This is a genomic window from Mesorhizobium sp. LMG 17147, assembly GCF_024297145.1.
GTDB lineage: Bacteria > Pseudomonadota > Alphaproteobacteria > Rhizobiales > Rhizobiaceae > Mesorhizobium.
The window spans coordinates 590043-615584 of record NZ_JANCTC010000002.1; the positions used below are offsets into that span (position 1 = coordinate 590043).

General features: G+C 62.4%; 21 protein-coding genes and 1 tRNA gene. 6 read left to right on the forward strand and 16 right to left on the reverse strand.

Annotated elements, in window-relative coordinates:
* Window positions 1-10: 10 nt before the first annotated feature.
* Window positions 11-1768, reverse strand: coding sequence for an outer membrane beta-barrel protein (locus tag NMG46_RS06790; RefSeq protein WP_254816926.1), 1758 nt, complete (start codon window positions 1766-1768; stop codon window positions 11-13).
* A 150-nt stretch (window positions 1769-1918) separates the two neighbouring features.
* Here NMG46_RS06790 and NMG46_RS06795 point away from each other — a divergent pair, with 150 nt between their 5' ends.
* Entirely contained in the window at window positions 1919-2920 is a 1002-nt protein-coding gene (locus tag NMG46_RS06795) for an SIS domain-containing protein (RefSeq protein WP_254817072.1), read from the forward strand.
* A 13-nt stretch (window positions 2921-2933) separates the two neighbouring features.
* On the opposite strand, the gene NMG46_RS06800 is transcribed toward NMG46_RS06795, so the two are convergent.
* From NMG46_RS06800 to NMG46_RS06835, 8 genes are all read right to left on the reverse strand, one after another.
* The gene (locus tag NMG46_RS06800; protein WP_254816927.1) at window positions 2934-3398 is read right to left on the reverse strand and encodes an NfeD family protein; all 465 of its coding nucleotides are present in this window, start codon (window positions 3396-3398) and stop codon (window positions 2934-2936) included.
* 4 nt (window positions 3399-3402) lie between these two features.
* Window positions 3403-4350: an SPFH domain-containing protein gene (locus tag NMG46_RS06805; RefSeq protein ID WP_254816928.1), complete on the reverse strand. Its 948-nt coding sequence runs from the start codon at window positions 4348-4350 to the stop codon at window positions 3403-3405.
* 131 nt (window positions 4351-4481) lie between these two features.
* A complete protein-coding gene (gene hemH, locus NMG46_RS06810; protein WP_254816929.1) occupies window positions 4482-5546 on the reverse strand; it encodes a ferrochelatase in 1065 nt (354 codons plus the stop codon).
* A 150-nt stretch (window positions 5547-5696) separates the two neighbouring features.
* Complete coding sequence (locus tag NMG46_RS06815) at window positions 5697-7823, reverse strand: 5'-nucleotidase C-terminal domain-containing protein (RefSeq protein WP_254816930.1); 2127 nt, start codon at window positions 7821-7823, stop codon at window positions 5697-5699.
* A gap of 291 nt (window positions 7824-8114) precedes the next feature.
* Window positions 8115-8489, reverse strand: a complete 375-nt coding sequence (locus tag NMG46_RS06820) for a hypothetical protein (protein WP_254817073.1) — start codon at window positions 8487-8489, stop codon at window positions 8115-8117.
* 187 nt (window positions 8490-8676) lie between these two features.
* Entirely contained in the window at window positions 8677-10122 is a 1446-nt protein-coding gene (locus NMG46_RS06825; protein WP_254816931.1) for a homospermidine synthase, read from the reverse strand.
* Between the two features lie 122 nt (window positions 10123-10244).
* Window positions 10245-11483 (reverse strand): hypothetical protein, encoded by a 1239-nt coding sequence (locus tag NMG46_RS06830; protein ID WP_254816932.1) that lies wholly within the window; start codon window positions 11481-11483, stop codon window positions 10245-10247.
* A gap of 156 nt (window positions 11484-11639) precedes the next feature.
* Window positions 11640-12689, reverse strand: a complete 1050-nt coding sequence (locus NMG46_RS06835) for a LacI family DNA-binding transcriptional regulator (RefSeq protein ID WP_254816933.1) — start codon at window positions 12687-12689, stop codon at window positions 11640-11642.
* A gap of 193 nt (window positions 12690-12882) precedes the next feature.
* On the opposite strand from NMG46_RS06835, the gene NMG46_RS06840 reads away from it, so the two are divergent.
* Window positions 12883-13209, forward strand: coding sequence for a hypothetical protein (locus NMG46_RS06840; RefSeq protein WP_254816934.1), 327 nt, complete (start codon window positions 12883-12885; stop codon window positions 13207-13209).
* A 14-nt stretch (window positions 13210-13223) separates the two neighbouring features.
* The gene (locus NMG46_RS06845) at window positions 13224-13667 is read left to right on the forward strand and encodes a DUF6640 family protein (RefSeq protein WP_254816935.1); all 444 of its coding nucleotides are present in this window, start codon (window positions 13224-13226) and stop codon (window positions 13665-13667) included.
* Window positions 13668-13789: 122 nt separating this feature from the next.
* On the opposite strand, the gene NMG46_RS06850 is transcribed toward NMG46_RS06845, so the two are convergent.
* From NMG46_RS06850 to NMG46_RS06875, 6 genes are all read right to left on the reverse strand, one after another.
* Complete coding sequence (locus NMG46_RS06850; protein ID WP_254816936.1) at window positions 13790-14728, reverse strand: DUF3445 domain-containing protein; 939 nt, start codon at window positions 14726-14728, stop codon at window positions 13790-13792.
* Window positions 14725-15012, reverse strand: a complete 288-nt coding sequence (locus NMG46_RS06855) for a YciI family protein (protein WP_254816937.1) — start codon at window positions 15010-15012, stop codon at window positions 14725-14727. The genes NMG46_RS06850 and NMG46_RS06855 overlap by 4 nt, the downstream gene beginning before the upstream one ends.
* 16 nt (window positions 15013-15028) lie before the next feature.
* Window positions 15029-15691, reverse strand: coding sequence for an aminotransferase class IV family protein (locus NMG46_RS06860; RefSeq protein WP_254816938.1), 663 nt, complete (start codon window positions 15689-15691; stop codon window positions 15029-15031).
* Window positions 15640-16785: an aminodeoxychorismate synthase component I gene (locus tag NMG46_RS06865; protein WP_254816939.1), complete on the reverse strand. Its 1146-nt coding sequence runs from the start codon at window positions 16783-16785 to the stop codon at window positions 15640-15642. Before NMG46_RS06865 ends, NMG46_RS06860 begins: the two co-directional genes overlap by 52 nt.
* A 156-nt stretch (window positions 16786-16941) precedes the next feature.
* Complete coding sequence (locus NMG46_RS06870; protein WP_254816940.1) at window positions 16942-17730, reverse strand: proton-conducting membrane transporter; 789 nt, start codon at window positions 17728-17730, stop codon at window positions 16942-16944.
* Window positions 17731-18121: 391 nt separating this feature from the next.
* A complete protein-coding gene (locus tag NMG46_RS06875; protein WP_254816941.1) occupies window positions 18122-19957 on the reverse strand; it encodes a M3 family oligoendopeptidase in 1836 nt (611 codons plus the stop codon).
* Window positions 19958-20109: 152 nt separating this feature from the next.
* Here NMG46_RS06875 and NMG46_RS06880 point away from each other — a divergent pair, with 152 nt between their 5' ends.
* The 3 genes from NMG46_RS06880 (at window position 20110) to NMG46_RS06890 (ending at window position 24033) form a co-directional block, all read left to right on the forward strand.
* Window positions 20110-21672, forward strand: a complete 1563-nt coding sequence (locus NMG46_RS06880) for a sigma-54 dependent transcriptional regulator (RefSeq protein ID WP_254816942.1) — start codon at window positions 20110-20112, stop codon at window positions 21670-21672.
* Between the two features lie 359 nt (window positions 21673-22031).
* Window positions 22032-23876: a DUF882 domain-containing protein gene (locus NMG46_RS06885; RefSeq protein WP_254816943.1), complete on the forward strand. Its 1845-nt coding sequence runs from the start codon at window positions 22032-22034 to the stop codon at window positions 23874-23876.
* A gap of 83 nt (window positions 23877-23959) precedes the next feature.
* Window positions 23960-24033 (forward strand) — tRNA-Gln (locus NMG46_RS06890).
* Window positions 24034-24668: 635 nt separating this feature from the next.
* Here NMG46_RS06890 and NMG46_RS29850 read toward each other — a convergent pair.
* Window positions 24669-25526 (reverse strand): RelA/SpoT domain-containing protein, encoded by an 858-nt coding sequence (locus NMG46_RS29850; RefSeq protein WP_368389278.1) that lies wholly within the window; start codon window positions 25524-25526, stop codon window positions 24669-24671.
* Between the last annotated feature and the right edge of the window lie 16 nt (window positions 25527-25542).

Genomic DNA, 25542 nt, shown 5'->3' on the forward strand with positions numbered 1-25542 from the left:
CGACATGCATTTAGCGCTGCAACTTCACGCCAACGAAAATGCTATTGGCCGTGTAGTCGCGCCCAACCAGGTTGCTGGTCAGTTTTTCAGTCCTGGCGCGGGTGGTGAGCCCGGTGTAGCGGTTCAGCCACCACGTCAGCCCTGCCTCGGCGCTCAGCGTCAAATCATGATCGTCGGAGCCGGTATAGTCGCGCCATTCAAGGCCGAGCGCGGCATTTCCGGTCAGGTTGGCGCGGATCTGCCGCTCGCCGGTGAGGCTGCCGGAATAGAGCATGGAGCCGCTTTCGCCCGCATTCGTCGTGTTCTCGGCGGTCGTCTGTGCGGTGAGCCCGATCGTGGTGCCGCGTTCCGGCGACCATTTGAGATCGGCATTGACCGTCGCGCCCGAAATCGCCGGCAGGGCGTCGTCGTCGATAGCTTCGCGCAGCCAGCCGACCGAGAACTCGCCGGTTAGCTTCTCGCGGAGATCGAGCTCGACGCCGGCCCGTGTGCCAAGCCTGGTCGAGGAGCGCTGGAAGCCGTTTGGATCGACGCGCAAATCATAAGCGCGCCGGCCGATCTCGATTTCGGTGAACGGCGTGATGGCAGGCGACATCTCGTAACCGGTGCGCAAAATGGCCGTGTAGAGCGTCGAGTCGCGGCCCTTCTGCGACAGTGATCCGCCCGACGAAAGCTTGGCGTCGCCAAAGATGTCGTGCTCGACCGCGCCGGTCAGCGCGAAGCGCATCTTGCCGGCATCCTTCTCGACGGCGAGACTGCCGTTCACTGTCTGGCGCACCGGCTGGCCAACGGCGCCGACGACTGCGTCCGGCGCCGAGGCCGATTCGGGCACGGCCTCATAGCCCAGCTTGGCGATAGCGCGCAGATCATTGTCGAGATCGATGTTGAGTGTGCTGTCGACGCGGCCTTGCGCTTCGTGAATGTCATAGCCGGACAGGGTCTCGCGGAAGATGCCATAGCCCTCGACCGTCGCCGAATTCTCCCGCCAATCGGAGACGGCGTTGAAGCGCAGCGTCGTTTCCGACAGCAGGGCCGGCTTGCCGAGGCTGCTCGAATCAGCGTTTGTCGAAGACGTCAGGCCTTGCTCGAGCGTCGGCCGGATCACGAACGAGCCGAGCTTGATGCCGGTGGCGGCGAACGGGTCGTCCTCGTTCTTTTTGCTCTGGCCTTCGATGGCTTCGGTGCGCTCGGCGCCGGGGTCGAGCCTGAGCCTTTCGGCGGAATCGATGGTCACCGCACGGCGGTTGGCCGTATCCTGCTCGTCTATGGCGGCGGTATAGGTGTCCTTGGTCGTCGCTGCAGTCGCGGTTCTCTTGCTCGTATGGCTGTCCGTGGTCTCGGCTTCGGCGTTGGCCGCGTTGGCGGCGCGCGTTGCGCTGGGCCGCCGTCGCGGCGGCGGAGCAGGGTTGTCGGGAAATGGGTCGCCGCTGGCCGCCGGCGGATCGAAAGTGCCGCCGGTTGCGGCCGCTTCGCCCGTGCCGTCGTCAGGCAACGCCCCCTGGCTGGCCGGACGATAGGTAGGCAGCGGCGTAGTGTCGTTGGGGATTGCAGCCGCCTGGGCGGCTTGGGTTCCAGCCATGCTCGTTTGCCTGATCTTGTACTGCTGGTCGTCCAGGATTGGCGAATCCGAAACCTCGCCGCGCAGCTCGGTTTCCTGGGCGCAAAGCGGTGTCGGGCGCGACAACGCAAAGACAGTGGTTACCAGCAGCAATGCGCAGACCGCCTTGCCCTTTCGTCCCATTTTGTTTTGAGGCTGAAACCCGGACATCGGCACCACTGCTTGCGCGGCGCACGCGCGCCATACTTACGAAACCGTAAATGGGGATGGTTAACGGAGCGTTGAGGGATGGCCCGCCAGGGTGTTCGGGGCGGCAATTCCGTTGGACAGGCGCGCGCCGAAGCGCTAATCGCATCGTCCATGGACGTGAAATCCCCAGACAGGAAGCGGCACGACGGGCAGGCCGCGATTGCTTCGGCGCTGAGAACCGTGGCGACAGAGCAGGCCGGTGTCGCGGCATTGGCCGACGCGCTCGAAAACGGGCTGGCCGAGCCGTTCGCACGGGCCGTCGACATGGTGTCGCAGATCGATGGCCGCGTCATCGTCACCGGGGTCGGCAAAAGCGGCCATATCGGCTCGAAGATTGCCGCAACGCTCGCCTCGACCGGCACGCCGGCCTTCTTCGTTCACCCTGCCGAAGCCAATCACGGCGACCTCGGCATGATCGCCAGGAACGACGCCATCATCGCGCTGTCGTGGTCGGGGGAAAGCCTCGAGCTCAAGGGCATCATCGCCTATTCGAGGCGCTTCTCGATCCCGCTGGTCGCGGTCACCGCGGGCGAAAAATCGGCGCTGGCGCGTGCGGCCGACGTGGTGCTTCTGCTGCCGCGAGCACCGGAAGCCTGCCCGCACGGCCTTGCGCCGACGACCTCGACGCTGCTGCAAATGGTGATGGGCGATGCGCTGGCCATCGCGCTGCTCGAGGCACGCGGCTTCACCCCGGACCATTTCCGCACGTTCCATCCCGGCGGCCAGCTCGGAGCCAACCTGACGCAGATCCGCGAGATCATGCATGTCGGCGACAGGCTGCCGCTGGTGTCGTCCGGCACCGGCATGCGCGAGGCAATCCTCGAATTGTCGCGCAAGGGGTTTGGCTGCGTGGCAGTGACTGCGGCGGACGGCAAGCTGATCGGCATCATCACCGATGGCGACATCAGGCGCCATATCGGCAGCGATCTCTTGGCCATGAGCGTCGATCAGGTGATGACCAGAGAGCCAAAAATGGCCGCGCCCGACACGCTGGTGGCGACGGCGCTGCAGACGATCAACGACTCGGCCATTACCAGCCTGATGGTGGTCGAAGGCAGGCGGCCGATCGGGCTCGTCCATCTGCACGACCTGCTGCGTATCGGTGCTGCCTAGTCTGGCGAGTTTTCTAGACCGCCTCGACCGTCAGTTCCAGATCGGTATCAGCCGCACCCGTCACGCGCACCTGCGTGCCGGCCGGGAGGTCGGGGCCGGAGACACGCCACAACGTGTCGCCCAGCTTGATGCGCCCGCGCCCGTCCTTGATCGGCTCGGCAAGGGTCGCCGTCCGGCCGACCATCTGTGCGCCGCGGCGGTTGAGCAGGGGCTGGTCGGTCTCATCGTGGCGTCCGCCCACCAGCCGCTTGCCGACATAAGCCGAGACCAGCGACAGCACGAGGAAGGCGACGACCTGGACCTGCCAGGTCCAGAAACCGGCGTCCCAGATGAGCAGCGAGACGACGCCGATCAACAGCGCGGCAATGCCGATCCACAGCATGAAAATGCCGGGCGCGATGACCTCCATCACCAGCAGGATGAGGCCGAGGACCATCCAGCTCCACGGGCCGAGTTCGGAAACAATGCGGTCGAACATGGCCTCAGGTCTCGCTGGGACGAACCACGGGCGGGCGGGCCTGTCGTGCTGGACCGGCGGTGCCTTCGCCCTTGAAAACTTCCCTGGCGATTTCGCCAATGCCGCCAAGCGTGCCGATCAGTGAGGAAGCCTCTATCGGCATTAGCACGAGTTTACTGTTTGTCGCGGAGCCGATCCTGGTCAGCGCTTCGGTGTATTTCAGCGCGACGAAGTAGTTGAGCGCCTGCACGTCACCCTTGGAAATCGCCTCCGACACCACCTGCGTGGCGCGTGCTTCAGCCTCGGCCGATCGCTCGCGCGCCTCGGCGTCGCGGAAGGCGGCTTCCTTGCGCCCCTCGGCCTCCAGAATCTGCGACTGCTTGAGGCCCTCGGCGGCGAGGATCTGGGCGCGCTTATTGCGCTCGGCCATCATCTGGCGGCCCATCGATTCGACGAGATTGGCCGGCGGGTTGATGTCCTTGATCTCGACACGGGTGATCTTGATGCCCCAGGGATGCGCCGCCTCGTCGACGACGCGCAGCAGGCGCTCGTTAATGGCGTCGCGGTTCGACAACAGCTCGTCGAGGTCCATCGAGCCCATGACGGTGCGGATGTTGGTCATCGTCAAATTGAGGATAGCGTTCTGCAGGCCGGCGACCTGGTAGGCGGCCTGCGCCGCGTTGAGCACCTGATAGAAGGCGACGCCATCGACGGCAACAGTGGCGTTGTCGCGCGTGATGATCTCCTGCGTCGGGACGTCGAGCACCTGCTCCATCATGTTCATCTTGGCGCCGATACGATCGACGAAGGGCATGATGAGGTTGAGGCCCGGGCTCAATGTCTTGGTGTAACGGCCGAAGCGTTCGACGGTATAATTATAGCCTTGCGGAATTGTCCGGATGCCTTTGAAAAGCACCAGCACGACAAGGGCGACAAGAACAAGAAGCGCGATATCGAAACCACTGAAACCCATTTGGCTCTCCCCTCAAAGGCCGGCCATGCCGGACAGTTCCACGCGACCGGCTTGATCAAACACTTAAGTGTGTTTCAGCAACGTTACAATCAGGTGATCATGGATTGCCGGTGAATAGACGGGTGATCTGTTCAGGCCCAGCCGGACAGCTCGCGCCGCACCATTGCCTCGATCACCGCCATGCCCTCGGTACTGTCGTTGAGGCAAGGGATGTGTGCGAACTTTTCACCGCCGGCATGGTGGAAGGTCTCGGCCGCTTCCCTGCCGATCTCGTCCAGCGTCTCGATGCAGTCGACGGAAAAGCCGGGGTTGACGATGGCGATCGATTTCACGCCTTCGCGCCCTAGTCTTTCGACCGTCTTGTCGGTGTAGGGCTGCAGCCATTCCTGGGCGCCGAAGCGCGACTGAAAGGTGGTGATCAGCTTGTTTTCCCCCCAGCCGAGCTTTTCGCGCAGCAGCCGCGTCGTCTCGAGGCAATGGGCTTGGTAGGGATCGCCCTTGTCGGAATAGGGTTTCGGAATGCCGTGATAGGAAGCGATGACAATTTCCGGTTCGAAGTCGAGGTTCGCCAGATGCTTTTCGATCGAACGGGCGAGCGCCTCAATATAGGCCGGCTCGTTGTAATAGGGCGGCACGCTGCGAATGGCCGGGGCGCGGCGCATCTTCATCAGCGCGCGAAACAGCTGGTCGTTGGCAGTCGCAGTCGTCGTCGCCGAATATTGCGGATAGAGCGGGAAAGACAGGATGCGCTCGCAGCCTTGCTCGACCAGTCTCTTGGCCACGCTCGCGGTCGAAGGGTTGCCGTAGCGCATCGCCCAGTCGACAACGACATTGGGGAGGTCGCCGAGCGCGAGCCCGAGCTTCTCGGCCTGGCCGCGGGTGTAGGTGCGCAGCGGCGACTCGTTGCGCTCCCGGTTCCATATCCTGGCATAGTTGGCGCCCGACTTCTTCGGCCGGGTGGTGAGGACCAGGCCGTAGAGGATCGGATACCAGATCGCCTTGTTTAGCTCGATGACGCGTGGATCGGACAGGAACTCCCGGAGGTAGCGCCACATCGGCTTGAAGCCGGTGCCGTCGGGGGTGCCGAGATTGATCAGCATGACACCGACCTTGCCGGTCCTGACCGGATGGCGCCCTGCCGACGACGAGGCGGTGGTCTTCTCGGCTTTGATTTCAGCAGGGTTGGCAAGCGTCATGAGGTTCTCCAACACCGCGAAACCACGGTGCCGCGGCGAAAGTAGCGATGCCGCGCCGGTTTTCAAATGCCGCGTCTGGCCGCACCTTGTCCCAGAAATGCAACACCCGCCCGGTCTGCCGGGCGGGTGCTTTGCGGTCCTGCGGCCGGATTACTTCGACGCCGCCGGGATCGTCAAAGTCGCGCCGACCGGCAGCCGGCGTGGCTCGTAGGCTTTGTTGGCATCGGAGATCATTTTCCATTTGGTGCCGTCGCCATAGGCCTTCACCGCGAGATCCCAATAGGTATCGCCGGTGACGATTACATGGCTGCTTTCGGCCGGTGCCGGCTCAGCCGGCTTGGCGGGCTCGGCAGGTTTTGCCGGCTCGGTTGGCGCCGGTTCACTTGGGGCCGGCTGACTCGGAGCAGGCGCTGTCTCGGCGGGCTTGGCCGGAGCAGGGGTCGCCGGAGCCGGTGTGACGGGAGCCGCAGGTGCCGCCGGCTGGGCCGGCTCGGCGGGTGCGGGTGCCGCCGGCGCGGTTTCCGCCGGGACGGCCGGCGGCGTCTTGGAAATGTCGCCTGAGCCGGCCGGCATTTCGGGCATTGCCGGTTCAGCAGGCTTTACCGGCGCAGCCTCAGCAGGTTTTGGCGGTTCGGCAGGCTTGGCCGGTTCCGCGGCCGGGGCCACGGTCGCGGCGATCTCGGTGATGCGGCCGTCGAGCTTGGGCGTATAGGGCCGGTGCGCGCCGAGGTAATCGGCGACGACTTGTTCCAGCCCCGGGCCGTAATCATAAGCGTTCTTGGCCTTCTCGGCGAACACCTTGTAGCCGTCGCCGCCCTGGCGGACATAGTTGTTGGTGGCGACCAGGTAATCCTTGTCCGGCTTGATCGGCGTCCAGACGCCGCCTTCCATGACCTCGACCGATTTGACGCGTCCGTTAGGCGGCGCCGATTTGTCGAACGCATATTTCAGGCCGGCAACCTGTGGGAAGCGCCCGGCGCCGTCCTCGACCTGGCTGAGGCCGCTTTCGAGGCCGGCAACCAGATCCTTGCCGGAGATCTGGAAGGTCGCCAGCGTGTTCTGAAACGGCAGAACGGTGAGAATCTCACCCATGGTGACGGTGCCCTGGTCGATCGAGGCGCGCAAGCCGCCGCCATTCGAGATGACAATCTCGACACCCTGGCCCTTGACCCGGTCGAGGACGGCGTCGGAGACCAGATTGCCCATCTCGCATTCGCGGGCGCGGCAGTTTTCCCGACTGCCGTCGATCGCCTTGGTGGTCTCGGCGACTTCCTTGTTCTTCAAAGCCTCGATCGGCGCGCCGAGTTCCTTGATGCGGGCAAGCACGGCGGGGTCGGGCGTGATCGATTTGTCGAGATGGATGGGATCGCCGCTGGCCTCTTTTACGACGCCGTTGTCGTCGAACACGACCTTGAACTCGCCGAGATATTTCGAATAGGACGCCGCCTGAACGACCGGCACTTTGTAGCCGTCCGGATTGTCGACCATCGTCGGATAAGGGCCTTCCGCCTTGGGGTCGGTGTTGGAGAGCAGCGAATGGCTGTGGCCGCCGACCACCACGTCGACGCCCGGGATCTTGGCGATCACGTCGCGCTCGCGCTTGTAGCCGATATGGGTGACCGCGATGATTTTGTTGACGCCCTCTCCCTTCAGTTTCTCGACCTCGGCGGTGATCGACTTGACGTCGTCTTCGATGGCGATGTTCGGGCCAGGCGAGGCAAGCTCCGGCGTGTCGTTGGTGACCGCGCCGACGATGCCGATCTTCTGGCCGCCGACCTCGACCACGATCGATGGCTTGACGCGGTCGCCGAGCTTGGATTGCGCATTGGCCTTCACGTTGGCGCCGAGCACCGGAAACTGGATCATGTCGAGAAACGGCGCCAGCGCCGACTCGCCATCGTCGAACTCATGATTGCCGAGAGCCTCGGCATCGAACTTCATCTGGTTGAGGAATTCGCCTTCTGTCTTGCCCTTGTAGGTCGTGTAGAAGAGCGAGCCCTGGAAATTGTCGCCAGCGCTGAGCAGCAGCACGTTCTGGCCTTCCAGCTTCTTGCGCTCCTGCGCGATCGCTGTGACGAGGCGGGCGGCGCCGCCGACGCATTCACCCTTGGTCTCTTCCTCGGCCGAGCAGGTCGATTCGTACTTGTTGTTGCTCTCGATGCGGCTGTGCCAGTCGTTGATGTGCAGGATGTTCAGCGTGTAGTCGGCAAAGGATACCCCTGCCGACAGGCCAAGTGCCGATGCCGACAGCGCGGCGATGGCAGCGATCTTCTTCATTCTCGTCTCCCGGATGACTCGAGTACAGCGCCGCGCGTCATTTGGGACGCGCAAAGGACGCTGTACCATTTTTATTTTGCGCATGATCCTTTCCGAAAATCGACTCCGATTTTCGGGGTCATGCGCAGACGCGTTTAACGCTCTTGTTTGACTTGGATGTAACAGCCCTCTCGGGCCATGTTCACATCGCGTTTCAGTCGATGCAAGCGGAAATCGGCATCAGCTTTGCCGGCGCAAGAAAACGGCGGCTTGAAGCCGCCGCCTAGTGCAAAGTCAATTCGGAATCGAACTTCAGGTGCGCCTGGTCAGCACAAAATTCTGTCCGCTCGCGCTGGTGCAATTGAGCTGGCTGGTGGAGACCATCAAGCAGTTGAAGCTGATCGGCGTCTGGCGGATCAGCGAAGTGCCATGGATCTCGACCGAGGTGCCGCCGGTCATGGTGTAGCTGCCATCGGCAAGCTTCTGGCCGGTGTCGGTGGCGACGGTCGCGAAGCTGCCGCCCTTGAAGGTGGATAAGCCGGTGCCCTGCGCGTCGATCCAGGAGCCTTCGACCCCTTTGGCGGTGATCACCGGTGGCTCGCCCGGGCCGGTGGTGGTGCAGGCCGCCAACGTGACGGCAGCGGCCGCGGCAATGCCAGCCGAAAGCAGTCTTTGCGCAATCGTCATCATCAAGATCCTCTCCTCTCGCATCGGCTCGAAAATCGATCCGATTTTCGGAAAGCACGATGCGCATATTCAAAGTGCTGGAGCGTACTTTGTGCGTCCAAATGGACGCACGTCGCTCTAGGCCGCCCCTCTTCAATCGCCCGATTTCCGGGCGATTGCAAGCTGGCGGAGTGTCGAGGCAACGCTGCTATCGAACGAGGATGTTGCGGAATTGCCACGGGTCTTTGGTGTCGAGGTCCTCGGGAAACAGACCAGGCCGATTGTCGAGCGGTGTCCAGTCCGTATAATAGCTCCTGACCGGCCCCAGATAGGGGTTCTGCACGTCGAGGCAGCGCTTGTAATCCATCTCGTCGGCTTCGACGATGCCGGCCTCCGGATTTTCCAGCGCCCAGACCATGCCCGCCAGCACCGCCGACGTGACCTGCATGCCGGTGGCGTTCTGATAGGGCGCCAGCTTGCGCGCCTCGGCTAGCGACAGCTGCGAGCCGTACCAGTAGGCGTTCTTGGCGTGGCCGTAGAGCAGCACGCCGAGTTCGTCGATGCCATCGGCCAATTCGTTTTCGTCGAGTACGTGATGCACGGGCTGAGCCTTGCCGGCGGCACCGAACATCTCGTGCAGCGACAGAACGGCGTCGTTGCAGGGATGATAGGCGTAATGGCAGGTCGGCCGGTACTGCACCTTGCCCTTCTTGCCATGCAAGGTGAAGAAATCGGCAATCGAAATCGCCTCATTATGTGTCACCAGGAAGCCGTATTGCGGACCGGCCGTCGGGCACCATGTGCGCACGCGCGTGTTGGCGCCGGGCTGCTCCAGAAAGATAGCGGCCTTCGAGCCGTTCTTGTGCTTTTTGGCGTTCTTCGGCATCCACGCCTCGTGCGTGCCCCAACCGAGCTCGGCCGGCTGCAGGCCTTCCGAAATGAAGCCTTCGACCGACCAGGTGTTCCAGAACACGTTCATCGGCTTGGGCTTCTTGGTGCGCTGGGTGTCGCGCTCGGCGATATGGATGCCCTTGACGCCGGCCCTCTTCATCAGCTTGGCCCAGCCTTCGCGATCGTGCTGCGCGGGTTCCGCGAAGTCGAGGCCAAGATCTGTGGCGAGGTTGACCAGTGCCTGCTTGACGAACCACGAGACCATGCCGGGATTGGCGCCGCAGCATGAGATCGCCGTGGTCCCGCCCGGGTTCTTCGCGATTTCAGTACGCACCGTTTCGCGCAGCGCATAATTGGTGCGTGAGGCGTTGTCGGCCTTTTCGTCGAAATAAAAGCCGAGCCAGGGCTCGACCACCGTGTCGATATAGAGGACGCCAAGCTTGCGGCAGAGCTTCATCAACTCGAGCGAGGAAGTGTCGACCGACAGGTTGACACAGAAGCCCTGGCCGCCGCCATTGGTCAAAAGCGGCGTCAGCAGCTTCTTGTAGTTCTTCTTGGTCACTGCATCCTGCATGAAAGTGATGCCGCGCTCGTCGAGCAATTTGCGGTCGGCGTCGCGCGGGTCGATGACGGTCATGCGCGACTTGTCGAATTTGAAATGGCGCTCGATCAGCGGCAGCGTTCCCCGTCCGATCGAGCCGAAGCCGATCATCACGACAGGGCCGGTGATCTCACCGTAAACGGGCCAGTTTTCATTCGCCATTTATCGATTACTCCCTCAAAAAACGCTTCGGAACAGCGGCTTGGCCGCGGCGCGACAAACCATAGATCATTGTCACAATAAAGCGAAAAGCGGACGGCCGGCCTCACGCCGCGCCATCCCGGCTACGGCTCGACCAGTCTTGCGAATTCAGGCTTGAAGAGGGCATGTGCCTCGGAGACCGGCAGTTCCAGCAGATCGTCGGCGCAGGCCTGGATGGCATGCGGCAGGGTCTGGAGCCCGAACACTAGAACCTGCTTGTCGCCCTCACGCCAGAGGCTGACCGTCAAATATTCGCCGATGAGATCGTCCATACCGCATTCGGCTTCGTGATCAATATCGGTCTGGTCGGTCGGTTTCTTGCGCCGCTGCTTGACCAAGGAGACGAGGGAAGGACCGGGCTTGCCATCCACCGTATCCGAGAAAATGTCCTGAAGGCCAAGCAGGACGCCGCGCCGCACATCCATGATGTAGGCGTCCGAATAGTTGGTCGGATGCGCTCCGCCGCAGAAGATGCTGCCGGACTCCCGCCAGCTCATCAGCAGCGGCGTCAGCGAGCTCACTTCGAATGTGCTGTCCGCATAGCCTCCGAGCGTGCCGTCGTTCACGCCGTCAATCGGCCCGCCTTCGTTGAAACCGGCATATTGCGCCGCCACGCAGCCCAGTGCGCCGATGTTTGCGCGCCAGTGCCTGTCTTGCAGCAGAGCATTCGCGGCCTCGATCGGAACGTTGCCGGACAGTTCGACAATGCGCGGCGTGGCGAATTTGGTGGGGGGGTCGACGACATAACGGTAGGTGGCGTCCGGCCAGCCAGTCGTCTTGCCGTTATCAAGCTGAGTGTTCAGCCGCAGATAGTCATACGGGGACGTCTCCATGGTGATCGGCGTGTCATTGGCGAAGAACTTCATGAAGCTGAAATCGTAGAGATCGAGCGGGCTGCCGGGCTCGTTCCCGGTCACCTGCCGACTTGCGACCCGCTCCAATCTGAGCGGCAGCGCCCTCTTTCCGTTCCAGCTGCCTTCAAGTGTCTTGCCGTTACTGGATGAGGCCAGGCGCCACACGGCGGCGATCGGCGCGGCCTTTCCGCCATTGCAATTATCGGCGCCGCATGCCTCCTCCTCGGCCAGTTCGAACCTGCTGCCCTTTTGGGACCGGGCCTGCAGCGGGATGTCGACGCCCTTCGAGCGGTAGAAATAGCGGCCGGCCAGCGGGCTGCCGGGCGCCGCGGGGTCGTCGGTGAATTCGACGACGATATCGCTCTTTCCAAGCTTGCCGGCATAAGTCACCGGCTCTGCCTCGGCTGCTGTCGACAGTACCAGGATCGCGGCCATGAACGTGACCGGCCTGCTAAGATGCTGGATCATTGCTCCCCAAGCCACAAGTTAGAGTTGTCGTCCGCCAGCAGTCACGGTCGGCTGTCAGGCCCTTTTAGTCAAGTTGTGCCTCGTCCAGCACCAGACGCTGCTCAGCGAAAAAAAGCTGCGACGCCGCCCCTGGTGCGGATGCCGCATCCGCCCGTTTCAGCGGATTTTTGTCCTCGGCGCGGCTGTGGAGGCTCGAACCACCAGTTCTACCGGCAGAACGACCTGGCGGGGGGCTTCATTGTCAAGAACCATTCGGGCGGCAAGCCTGCCTTTTCCGATCACGTCTTGCGCGACAGTAGTCATCGGAGGCGTGGTGCGTGCGGATTCAGCGGTGCCGTCAAAGCCGACGACCGATACGTGGCCCGGCACGTCTATGCCGCGGCGAACCGCCTCGTCCAATATCGTGATCGCCTGCCAATCCGACATGGTCAGGATCGCGGTTGCTTCAGGCACCCTGTCGAACACCACTGCTCCGGCAGATGGCTCGCCTGGGATCGTCTCGATGATCGGGACATTATCGATTGACAAATTCGCCTCCGCCAAACCCTGTTTGAAACCGTCGAGCCTTTCATCGTCGAGCGGGAAGCCGGCCAGAAGCCGGCGCGTTGCCTGGCCTGGCATGTGGACAATCGGGGGGCCGGGAGTCCGGCGCACCGAAAGGATGGCAAAATGCCGGTGCCCCAGCCCGGTCAAATGCCGGACTGCAGCAACCGCGCCGCTCCGGCCGTCGATCTTTATCGAGTTGATATCGGGACCTGCGTCGCTTTCGAGAATGACGAAGGGCAGACGGCGTCTCTGGACCGAAACTATGAGACCAATGTCGGCGCTGTGACCAAGGATAAAGCCGTCAACCAGGGCATCGCGGATGCTGGCGAAGCGCGTGTTGTCGGTGCCGTTTACAAGGCTGAGCGTCGTTCCAGCCTCGTCGCAGGCGAGCGAAACGCCGAGCACCAGCTCGCGGCCGTATGGACTTCTCATCACTTCGGAGATGGCATAGGCGCCAGGCGGCATGAACCCGATGGCATTGAACTTGCCGTCCCGCAGCAATCGTCCTTTCGGATCGGGGCCGCCAAACCCGAGCGCTCGCGCGGCCGCTTCGACGCGCTCGCGCAATTCAGGCCTGACCAGCTCCGGCCGGTTGAAGACGTTGGAGACAGTCCCCCGGGAAACTCCGGCAGCCTTGCCGACATCGGCTAGGGTGGGCATTGGCGATTCACTCGTTTTCCCTGAGGTAGACCATTTTTTGGAGCGCTCCAAGAATTTTATTGACTCAAAATCGGAATTGGCGGATCGTGTCTCTTGGAGCGCTCCAAGAACATTTATTCTGAGGATTTTTGCGACTAGACATTGAAGATCGTCAAATGGCGTGGCCGCAGCGGCCATGCCCAAGGAGAGGATGATGGCAGAAACGGATGGTTTTCCAGCCTCGCTCGTCGGCAAGACTTTCGACTGCGTTTTCGGCCCCTTCGTACCGCGGTTGACGTTTCTCTCGCCTCAGGAATTGCATATCCAGGCGTCGATCGGGACCACCGAAATCGATGAGGTGGTCAACGTCGGCCTGATCAGCGTGCGCCCGAATCTCGTGCTCGCGAGCTGGACGGAGCAGAGCGGCAACTTCATTGTGCAGTTGCAGGACCACGAGGAGGGGATCGTTCATAATTATGCGCGGCTGGCCGATGGGCAGCTCTTCTGTGCCCAGGGCGCCATTCAAGTCGTTCCTGCATAAGGGAGGAAAATGCGATGGAACTCGCTTACGACAGTCATTTGCTTGCTCGAATTCTGCTGAGCGTCGCGACCGTGGGCTACGGTGTGGTGACGATCAAAGCCGACTTGAACGCCACCCACGCCACCAATCCGCTCTGGACTCCCCACGCCCGGTTTCACGTCGTCTGGCAGGTGTTGAGCTATACCGGAGTGGCGCTGATTGCGCTCGGACTTATCTGGATCAAGGGGCAACTCGAAGCCGAGCGGCTCTATCTCGCGGGCGGATTGGCCGCGGCCATGTATGGAGCATTCTTCGCGGCCATGCTCTCGCGGCCGATGTATGGCGGCGTGCTGTATGATGAGAACGGCTATCTGCCGTTCCGGCCGCCGTTTGGACCGGCGGGCTGGCGGTGGGATGTCAACGTCACCGTCTTTACCGCGATGTCCGCGATCCTGCTGCTGGGCGTGGCTGCGATTTAGGGAATCCCAGGAAAAGTGTGAAACGGTTTTCCGTCCGGAATTGCGCAAGAACAAGCAAGGACAAAGAGATAGAGCGGTTCGGCGCTTCCGTGAAACGACGAACTGCTCTAGCAACTGTAGTACTAGGACAGCGCCAGCGCCCCGAGCCGCTCGACCAACCTGTCACGGTCGGTGGTCATCCCCTTGTAGTCGAGCTGTGCCTCGTCCAGCGCCAGAAGTTGTTCGGCAAAGGACGCTGCGAGCGCCACGCGGTCGCGGTGGCGCTCCAGCACGGCGAACGGGTCGAGATGAATGCGGATGGTGAAGAGTATGTCGCCCGAGACCGGGAGCTTTCTCAGCGTCTGACGCTCGACGCGGATGAAAGCATGAGCGTCGATGTCGCCGTCCGGGAATCTCGACGGGCGATTGCTGGCGCGGTCGATGCGTTCGATGTTGGAGAGCGGATGGTAGAGTGCGTCGCCCGCCTGGATCGACCAGTTGTAGCGCTCGACGGCTTGGCCCTGGAGGCCATCGAACATGCGGTTGATGAGATCGGCCGGGCGTGTGCCTGGACCGAAACCCGGTACCGGCGCGTGGATCTGCTGCAGCGGCTTGCCGAATTTTTCGATCAGCGACCATGACGACGGGAAGCAGAGCGAGCCGGCCGCCAGACGCCAGCCGCTCTCGTCGCGGCGCATCAGGATCAAATCCTCCTGGACGAGCAACGAGGCCGCGACAAGCGGCGCATCGCTGCAAGAAGCTGCGGCGCCCGAGCCTTCGAGATTGTCGGTGCTGCCGATCACCTCGATCGCATTGTCGGCACGCCTGTGGGTCTCAGGAAAGTTCGCCGCCAGATGCACACCGAGCAGATCGAGCACTTCGCGCTGGGCGTCGCGCGTTGCTTGCTCCTCGACAAAAACCTTGTCTGGAATTTCCGTGTAAAGCCGGCGTTTCTCGGCAAGATAGGGCAGCAGATATTCGTCGACCTCGATCCATCTATCGAGACTGAGCGGCTTCAACCCGATGGTGAACAATTTCGAGGAGCCGTCATAGGGTGTGTGAGTCGGTGGGCGGAAACTCATGCTTCTTTGTAGGCTTCCAGTGCGGCAGCGGCCATTCTCGCCGTGAATTCGGTGATTTCATAATCGGCGGCACCTGCCTTGGCGAAGGGATCGTCCGCCAGTCTGGCATCGAGCACTTCGCGTGAACCGCGCGCAATGATGATGCCGCCGGTCCTTGGCCGCTTTGGCCCGGAGGCGAGAAAGATACCTTGCGTATAGCAGGCCTTCAGCCACTCGACATGCGCTTGCTGCAGGCGGTCGATCTCGGTCAGCGGCACCTTGTAGTTCAGCGAAACCACGAACATTGTTGTCTCCGATGCTTCAGCCCAGCCGCGCCGGGATCAATCCGCGCAGCGAGTTGCCGACGAACAGCGCCTTGGCCGATTTCAGTTCGTTCCACGTGTAGACCGCTTCACCGGCGCGGCCTTGATCCAGCAGTTCGCCGCGCAGGACGCCAGCCAGCAGGCCGCAATCGAGCCGCGGCGTGGCCAGCACGCCGTCGCCGAAATCGGCAAAGACGTTGGTGATCGTGCCCTCGCAGATTTCGCCGCGCTCATTGGCGAGCAGCACCTCGTCGGCCCGGCCGGCCAGATATTCGGCGCGGGCGCGCGTATAGGTTTGTCGGCGGCTGGTCTTGTGACGCAGCAGCGTGTCGCTCGAATCAAGCCGCACCCGTGCCAGCTGCAGGGTCCAGACCTTGTCTGCGGCGAGCGGCTCGTAGGGCTGCACCGAAACCGCTGCTTCGCCATTGCGCGACAGGACGAGGCGGGTGCGCAACGCGATGTGGTGGCGGCCGACCGCATTCATCAGCGCTTCGCCGACCCGTTGCGGATCGCAGGCGAAGCCGAGTTCGTTTGCCGAGCCGTAGAGCCGCGCGAGATGGCGGTCTAAACGGAGGAAACCTGGGCCGGGTTCCCAGCGCATTGTTTCGATCAGTTCGAAATCGGCAGTGTTCCCGTCGCGAAACGGGCTTTCAGCAGACACTCCTGGTACTCCTCTTCGGCTGTCGAATCGAAGACGACGCCACCGCCGACATTGTAGACCGCCTCGCCATTGGCAAAGAGCGAGATGGTGCGGATCGCCACCGAAAAGCGCATCCGGCCGCCGGGCGCGATCCAGCCTATGGCGCCGCAGTAGACATCGCGCGGGCCACCTTCCAGCTCGCGCAGGATCTCCATGGCGCGGATCTTCGGTGCGCCGGTAATCGAGCCGCAGGGGAACAGCGCGGCGAAAATCTGGCGGATGGTGAGGCCGGGCAAGAGTTTCGCCCGCACGCGGCTCACCATCTGGTGGACGGTCGGGTAGCTCTCGATGCGGAAAAGCTCCGGCACATCGAGCGTGCCAACCTCGCTGATCAGTGAGATGTCGTTGCGCAGGAGATCGACAATCATCCGGTTCTCGGCCTGGTTCTTCTCGTCGTTGCGCAAGAATGCTTTCAGGCGATCGTCCTCGGCTTTTGTTGCGCCGCGCGGCGCGGTGCCCTTCATCGGATGCGTCTCGATCATGCCTTCCGCGTCCACCTCGAAGAACAGTTCGGGCGAACGCGACAAGACGATCGGATCGCCGAGCGCGACCAGCGCCCCATACTTCACCGGCTGGCGTTCGGTCAGCGCGTTGAAGGCGACCAGTGGATCGCCCGACCATTGTGCGTGGACCGGAAAGGTCAGATTGCCCTGGTAGCAGTCGCCCTTGCGGATATGGTCATGCAGCCTGGCAAAGCGTTTGGCGTAGTCGTCCGAAGACCAGGCTGCCTTGGCGTCAAAGATTGGGCCGTTGCTAACCGGCAGATCGCCTGGCGCGACCGTCTCTTCGACTGGCGCGTCGAACACGCCGAGGCAGAAAAGCGGGGCGCGGCGGCCGGCCGGCAGCAGCGGAACGAGCTTGGGTTCGAGCAGGTAACCGGCCTCGTAGGAGAAATAGCCGGCCAGCCATTTGCCGCCGTCATGTGCTGCCTGCGCGGCTTCCAGGGCCGGCAAAAAGTCCGCCTCGCCATGCGCTGCGATTATCTCGGCCGGCCGGTCGAAAACGAGCTGACGCGCGGTCTCGTCGTTCCGGAAAATTGCAAAGGGCAGGGGCATAAGGCTCGAATGCTGCGGTCACCAGCGATCGATCTATATGGGGGCTCGACCGTGTGCAATCGAGGGAGCGGCGTCTCAAGACGCAAAGGCGCGAGGCAAAAACAAATGCGGCGCCAGTGGGCGCCGCCTTGTTCCAAAATGCCACCTCGCGATGGGTCAGGTGTTGCTGGCTTCCCCCGCGGTCGGGAAGCGGCGCGCAAATTCCTTCTCGTCACCGGCGGCAAGCAGTTTCGCCTGCTCGATCCAGCGTTCACGTTCGATGCGGCCGTCGAAATTCAACGTCGCCTCGATCCGCTTGACATCGTCGGGCGTCCAGGCGGCGATCTGGGCATAGGTCGTGACGCCAAGCCCTTTGAGCAGCCGCTCGTTGGTCGGGCCGATGCCGATCAGGCGACGCAGATCGTTGGCTTTGCCTGCCGCGGTGGCTGTTGCCTTGCCGGTCGCGGCTTTCTTTGCAATTGGCGCAGCCTTGCTTGCCGCCGGCGCGGTCCTGGGCGCGGCGCTCGCCTTCGATACAGGCGGTTTCTGCGTTGCCGTTTTCGCGGCACTTGCGCGTGGCGCGGTGGCGGCCTTCGCCGTTGCAGATTTCTTCGGCGCCGGTTTGGCCGGTGCGGATGTCGACATCAGGGTTGACGGCGCCTGCATCGCGGCTTTGGTCGCGCCGGTCTTGGCGGCTGGCGCCTTGGCTGTTGCCGCCTTCGCGGTTGGCGCCTGGGTGGTTTTCGCCTCGCCCAGCCGGCGTTCGAGATCGGCGCGGGCGCGGCCGCATGCATCCAACTCACCGGTCAGACGGTCGCTATCGGCCCGCAATCTGTCACGTTCGCTGCGCGTGCGGTCTAGATCGCCGCGCAAACTGTCGAGCTCGCCACGCAGGCGTCCCCAAATGAACCAGCCAACCAACACACCTACCAGGAACGCCAGGAGCATGTAGAAAAAAGTGCCCATTGTCTTTCTCTCTCCAGTCCCATCCGTCCGCCCTGGCCTGTAGAGCCATGACCTCGGCGAAGGACCATTCGATGGTGGTTCCGCAATTTGCAGAACAGCCGGCTTCGATCGAGCTGTCGGCGACCGGTTTGCCCCTGGCCAACAGCCATTGTCGCATCCGCCGACACGCCATGACCGGTCGGGACTTTCCGACCAGGCCCATTCGTGCCCGGCTGAGCTTGAGGGCGGACGCTATCATACAGCTTACGGGAATCTAACGGAAAACTTCCATGGAAAGTTATTTAAGAACAAATAACCAAGACAAGAATAGAACCACCGCCAATATGCATTGCAGCTAAACTGTTCTGGAAAACCCGGTCATCCGGTGTTGCGCATCACCCGGTGTTGCGCATCAATTGTCCAGTGCTTCCAGCTCGTCGATCAGTCCGCTGATCACGCCAAGCCCGATTTGCCAGAAGGCAGGGTCGGCCGCGTCGAGGCCGAACGGCGCCAGAAGCTCGGAATGATGCTTGGTGCCGCCGGCGCGCAGCATGGCAAAATATTTCTCCTGAAAACCGCGCTCGGCGTTCTGGTAGACCGCGTAGAGCGAGTTCACCAGGCAATCGCCGAATGCATAGGCATAGACGTAGAAAGGCGAGTGGATGAAATGCGGAATATAGGTCCAGAAAACTTCGTACCCCTCGCGCAGCTTGATCGCCGGCCCGAGGCTTTCCGCCTGCACTTCCAGCCAGAACTGGCCGAGCTTGTCGGAGGTCAATTCGCCGCTCTTGCGCTCGGCATGCACCTTGCGCTCGAACTCGTAGAAGGCGATCTGGCGCACGACGGTGTTGATCATGTCCTCGACCTTCTGGGCGAGCATGGCCTTGCGTTCGCGCTTGTCGGTGGTCTGCTCGAGCAGCGAGCGGAAGGTCAGCATCTCGCCGAACACCGATGCCGTTTCGGCCAGCGTCAGCGGCGTCGACGCCATCAAGGCGCCCTGGCCGCCGGCCAGCACCTGGTGCACGCCGTGGCCGAGCTCGTGCGCCAGCGTCATCACGTCGCGCGGCTTGCCCATGTAGTTGAGCAGCACATAGGGATGCGCCGAAGGCACGGTCGGATGCGCGAAGGCGCCAGGCGACTTGCCGGGTCTCACCGGTGCATCGATCCAGTTGCGGTCGAAGAAAGTTCTGGCGATCTCCGCCATGTCGGGCGAAAAGCGCTGGTAGGCGGAAAGCACGGTGTTCTTGGCCTCGTCCCAGCCGATGACCGCCTGCGGGGTCTCCGGCAGGGGCGCATTGCGGTCCCAGTGGTTCATCACCTCCATGCCGAGCCAGCGCGCCTTCATCGCATAATAGCGATGCGACAGGCGCGGATAGGCGTCGCGAACCGCGGCGGCGAGTGCATCCACCACGCTGCGTTCGACTCGGTTGGCGAGATGGCGGGAATCGGCAATATCCTCGAAGCCGCGCCAGCGGTCGGAGATCTCCTTGTCCTTGGCCAGCGTATTGGTGACCAGCGTGAAAACGCGCAAATTCTTGCGGAAGGTAGTGGCCAGCGCCTCGGACGCCCGGCGGCGCACCTCGCTGTCCGCGTCCTGCAGGCGATTGAGCGCCGGCTCCAGCGTCAGCTCCTCGCCGTCGACGTCGAAGCGCAAATCGGTCATCGTCTCGTCGAACAGGCGGTTCCAGGCCCCGCGCCCGGTGATCGATTTTTCATGGAAGAGCTGCTCGATGCGGTCTTCGAGCTGATAGGGCTTGTCCTTGCGCAGATCGACCACCCAGGGCCGGTAATGGGCGAAGGCCGGATCGGTGGCGAGGGCGTTTTCGATCGCGCCATCGTCGATGAGGTTCAGCTCGAGCGCGAAAAACAGCAGGTGGGCGCTGGCATCGGTCATCTTTTCCTGGATGTCGCCATAGAGCTTAGCGCGCTGCGGATCCGACGTGTCGCCGGCATAGACAAGCCCGGCATAGGAGACGATGCGGCCGATCAGCTCCTCCAGCGCTTCATAGGCCTGAAGCGCCGCGCCAAGCCTGCCGGCGCTGCCACGCCCGGCCTCGGCGGCGAGCGTGCCTTTCCAACGACTCTCGAAGGCGACGGCATCGGCGGCGGCCTTGGCGATGTCGCGCTTCAACTCGGGCGCTTCCATGCCCGAATAGAGATCGGCCAGATTCCATTCCGGCAGATCGCCAAGCTCCGCCACGCCCTGACCGGGCGCCGCCGCCAGCTTTCGAGCAAAAACCATGCGCATTGCCGATCCTTCCAGACACAAAAATTCGAGGAAACGAGAAGCCGGTCAAATCCTAAGGAATTCATTCACCGGGTTTTTTGAAAGCTTATTTAGAACCCTGTGCCAAGATGATCCATAGGGCGCATTCTCGGGCGGGCACGGTCGGATCAGTCATGGCAGCTTCCATACTCATAGTCGATGACGATCCCGTGCAGCGCAGGCTGCTCGAGGCGGCGGTGACGAAATTCGGCCACACCGCGATCGTCGCCGATGGCGGCGAGGCGGGTCTCGAGTTTGTCGACGGACCCAATGCGCGCGACGTGTCGGTGGTCATCCTCGACCTGATGATGCCCGGGCTCGACGGCATCGGCGTGCTGAAGGCGATGCGCGAGCGCGGCATCCACATCCCCGTCATCGTGCAGACCGCGCAGGGCGGCATCGAAACCGTCGTTTCGGCAATGCGTCACGGCGCCTTCGACTTCGTCGTCAAGCCGGCCTCCCCCGACAGGCTGCAGGCGTCGATCGGCAACGCCCTCAAGGTCGAAGCGCTCGAAGGCGAGGTGAAGCGCTCGTCACGACATCGCGGCGGCCATCTGACGTTCAAGGACATGATCACCCACAGTCCGGCGATGGATCGGGTGATTCGGCTCGGCCGCAAGGCGGCGGCGTCCAACATTCCGATCCTGATCGAAGGTGAATCCGGCGTCGGCAAGGAACTGGTGGCGCGCGCCATCCAGGGCAGCGGCGACCGCCGCTCGAAACCTTTCGTCACCGTCAATTGCGGCGCCATCCCCGACAATCTGGTCGAATCGATTCTGTTCGGGCACGAGAAGGGTTCGTTCACCGGCGCCACCGAAAAACATACCGGCAAGTTCGTCGAAGCGCACACCGGCACGCTGTTCCTTGACGAAATCGGCGACCTGCCGCTCGACGTGCAGGTCAAGCTGTTGCGCGCGGTACAGGACGGCGAGGTCGATCCGGTTGGCGGGCGCGCGACCGTCAGGGTCGACATCAGGCTGATCTCGGCAACCCATCGCAACCTGCTGCAGCAGGTCAAGGACGGCAAGTTCCGCGAGGACCTATTCTATCGGCTGAACGTCTATCCAATCTTCGTGCCGCCATTGCGCGACCGTCGCGACGACATCCCCTATCTGGTGGAGCACTTCATGGAGAAGGTGGCGCCCGCCGATCCGCGCCGCCGCCTGCGAGGCATCTCGGCTGCGGCGCTTGCCATGCTGCAGGCCTATGACTGGCCGGGCAACATAAGGCAGCTCGAAAACGCCGTCTTCCGGGCCTCGGTGCTCGCCGACGGCGACATGCTGACCGAAGAGGAATTCCCGCAGATCCGGGCGCAGGTCGAGGGCACGGTCAATCTCGATTCGGGTATCGCCTTGCCCAATTCAGTGGGGCCAGCTTCAGGGTGGCCAGTTTCCGGGTTGGCTTCGGGAAGCCTGCCGCGTGATAACATATCGGCCGCTGGCGGCATCGCAGCCGCCGACGCCGATGCACCGGCCGAGCCTCGTTTCGGCACGCTGCGGGCGCTCGACGAGCGCGGCAATGTGCGTGCGCTGGCCGACGTCGAACTCGAAATGATCAAGCTCGCCATCGATCACTACAACGGCCAGATGAGCGAAGTCGCCCGCCGCCTCGGCATCGGTCGGTCGACGCTCTACCGCAAGCTCAAGGAATACGGCATCGACCCGGAAACCGGCCGCGTCGAACGGCTCGCTTCGTGAGTTACAGGGCCAAGCCGGTTCGCATCCGGACATCATTCCACGCAACTGCGCCTCGAAATGATGTGTTCGCCACAGTGTTCACGTATTAAGGCGGACGGTAACAGATCGTGTTTCGAGCTGGCGCCAAAACATGATCTAAACCAGCGGTTTACCAAGATATCCGGCGCAATATTTTTGGCGGGATATCGCCACCGTGTTACCGCATTTCGGCTTCAATAAGCGATGATTAACCATTAGGATCGATATTCGGATGCACACACCACGCATCCGTTTGGTCAAATCCGGGGACAAAACGGCAGCCTGCAAGGCCTTTTGATTTGAACAGAATCGAACGACACGAAAACGGGCGGCATTATCACATGAGCGTCTGGCCGAGATGGCTGGCAGCGGTGATTGTTGCCGTGGGGTTCCTTGCAGCGGCGGCAACCGGCGCCAGCGCCGAGACACGTTCGCTGAAGCTCTATCATCTCCACACGCATGAAAAGGCGGAGATCGTCTACAAGCGCAACGGCCGCTACGATCAGGCGGGCTTGCGAAAGATCAACATCATCCTGCGCGACTGGCGTCGCAACGAGCCGACCAAGATGGATCCGCGCCTGCTGGATCTGGTCTGGGAAGCGTACCGGGAGAGCGGCGCCACCGATTACATCCAGGTCGTCTGCGGCTATCGTTCGCCGGCCACGAATTCGATGCTGCGCAGCCGCAGCAGGGGCGTCGCCGAGAAGAGCCAGCACATGCTCGGCAGGGCGATGGATTTCTACATTCCCGGTGTCCCATTGAAGAAGCTGCGTGATATCGGCCTCAGGATGCAGGGCGGCGGCGTCGGCTACTATCCCAGCTCCGGCTCGCCCTTCGTGCATATGGATGTCGGCAATGTGCGCCACTGGCCCGGCATCAGCCGCCAGGAACTGGCGCGCGTGTTCCCCAACGGCAAGACGCTGCATGTGCCGAGCGACGGCAAGCCGCTGCCGGGTTATCAACAGGCGCTCGCCTCCTACAAAGCCCGCAAGGGCGCCGGCGCGCCTGCCATTGAACTGGCCAGCGCAAGCGGCGGCAAAAAATCCCACGGGTTCCTGGCAGCCTTGTTCGGCGGTGGCGACGACGAGGCGGACGACAGCGCCGATGTGGCGATGGCCGAGCCGGCACCAAAGCCCCGTAACGTGAAGCCGGCGCCGTCCGCCAAGAGCAGCAACCTGCCTGGTATTGCCATCGTGGCGCCTCAGGATGCCAAGCGCGCCGAGATTCCGGAAGTCGCCGATGCTCCGGCGCCTGAACCGGAGAACGACACGCCGGAGACGATCATCGCGGCATTGCCGGCGCGCAGCATTCCGCTGCCGGATTTTGCTCCGCGTCCGAAGACCGACGTCGGCGCTCAGCCGCCCGAAAACGTTCCGTTCGGCGTGGCGGATGCGGCTGGATCGACTGAACAGGCGGTGGCGACCGCGCAAGCGCCGGCAAGCGTGGCGCCGGCAAATGTTCCGTTCGGCATGGCAGACGCGTCTGCTGCGGCCGGCTCGGTGCAGGTCGCGGCAAACAACATTCCCGTGCCGAGCTGGCGGCCCGATCATTCGCTGCCGGCCGACCTGTCGCCGGCGGGTCTTGCGCCGCAGGACAAGCAAGTGTTGCTGGCGCTGGCGAGTGCGGCAGAGCGGAGCAACACCGCCACCGACGCATTCTCGGTATTGCCGTCGGCGCGGCCCGACACTTCCCAGCCCGACGAGGTCAAGGCCGTTCTGGAAAGGGTCAGCGCGACCGACGAATACAAGGTCGCATCGCTTTCCGAGCAAGCATCGGTGTTCGAGGAACCGGCTAGCGACGACCGGGCATCGAACGACGGGGCATCGCCGCGCGAGGCCATCGTTGCCCGCCCGGCCGGCTCCGATCCGGCTGCCGTCATCGGTGCAGGCGTGAAGACCACACGCAAGGAACCCAGGGCAACCGCCCGCGACCTGAAACCCGGCCCCAAGCCGGTGGTGGTCGCCGCCGCGCCGCAGGCCGCCCGTTGGGCGCTGCACAGCGGTGAGTATGTAGCAACCGTTTCAGATGCGACAACGGCGCCGCGCTACGCCTACGACTTCGTCCGTACGGCGCCAAGCGAGGTCTATACGGTAGGCTTCCAGCCGGGCAACGAGATGGCCGACGCCAACCGGTTCACCGGCAAGGCCGTCAAGTTCATGTCGGTGGCACGCTTCAAGACCGAGTAGGCCGCGCTCGGCACCTCGCGCGGCTGCCTCCACGCCGACACTGGCTTCCTTCATCCCGGGATGCTAACCAGCGGTCAGCGTTCTCCCGCTTCGTCTAATGGTAGGACAGCGCCCTTTGAAGGCGTGAATCGTGGTTCGAGCCCATGAGCGGGAACCAGAAATTACCGTTTAGAATCAAAATCTTACATGTCTGCCAATTTCCGCCGTCCAACTTCAACATAACATTACCTTAAATACAGGCGGTTGTTCCGTCGCGCGACTGGCAATGCGTCCGCTGCTTGAGTCGACACCCCTGAGGAAGAAATACCATGCTGGTCTGGACGAGAACGCCGCGGGCCGCGCGCTCATGCGGCGCATGATGGAGGCGAGCGGAATTGATCCTGGTCCGGAGGACACCGCGCCGGAAGCGAACCTCTATCTGAAGCATGTCCCGTCGATTGACATCAGTGCGGAGCCAGGGAAGAGCGTCAGGCGCCGGCTGGTCGAGATCACCGCCTGGGGTATGGTTGCGTTGCTGGGGCTAAAAGTGGCGGGTGTGGGGTCGGGACGAGTACGCCTACGACCCAGTCGTCCAAGTAGCCGGCTTCCTGCGGTCGGACGCCTCCGCTGTGAACCTCTCAAGGTGTCGTAAGAAAAACCGTGTGTCCGCAAAATAGTTCGGGTAGGCTTTGTGCAACTCCGAAACTGAGTACGCCGACACCAGCACCACCTGGTTATTGGTATTCTCAAATTCTCTTTCACGACTGGCTACAATTCGTCTCGCCTCGGCGAAGTTCTCCCGCTCGAAGGTGGTTACGACCACTTCTGCATTGTCGGGCTTGAGTTCGAGTACGTACCAAAGGTTCTCACCGTGTTGATCTCCTTGCAGGTAGCTTGTAACACGCGAAAACGATTGTAGCTTCGCGACCACATCCAGCGACTTCGCGAGAGACTTGAGCTCGTCGCGAATCGTAAATAGGTCGTGGGAGACGTTTGTTGGTAGCGGGGTACCCTCAAGAAACGAGTGTGACGCTGACGCGCGAGGAGAAAGAAGCGGCGCCAGTTTTCTCGTCCGCCTCCAAACTTTAACATCTCGCCCGTGAATGCGTCGACAGTTTCGACGGCAGTCGCCCAAGCGTGCTGAAGCCTGGTTCGCAGCTGCAACTCAATTCGCAGCTTATCCCAGGGCGATGAAGATGCCCTGCCATGGTAGCGATACATAAGGTGCACTCCGCGGTAGCCGTCCCCCTTTGGCAAATCAACATAATTCTTTGAGTGGCTTAGCTCGTGCTGTAGTGGGTTCCGGCCATAATGATCCACCAGATCGTGAAGGCTTTCGATGCTGTCGACAATTGCACGGCAACCGCCGACATCCTGCATTTGAGAGAGTTGCATAGACGAATTTCTTCGCAACTTCCGAAGTATCGAGTCGAGCCGTTTAAGCCTCTGGCCCGTCGATGCGACTGGATCTATCGAGCGAGCACGGTTGCGGAGCGTCATGTGAAGTGCGTTCAGCGGATAGCTGTGGGAAGCTCGATGGTTCAGCATTACTGAAAACGATTCACCTACAGCGGCTGCCAGGTCGTCTGTTGCCCCTGAAAAACCCGAGGTCAGACTCCTGCCGGCCTTGTCGACACGATTTAGTGAATGGAGCGGTTTTTCATAGGCCATCAAAGCGAATCACATT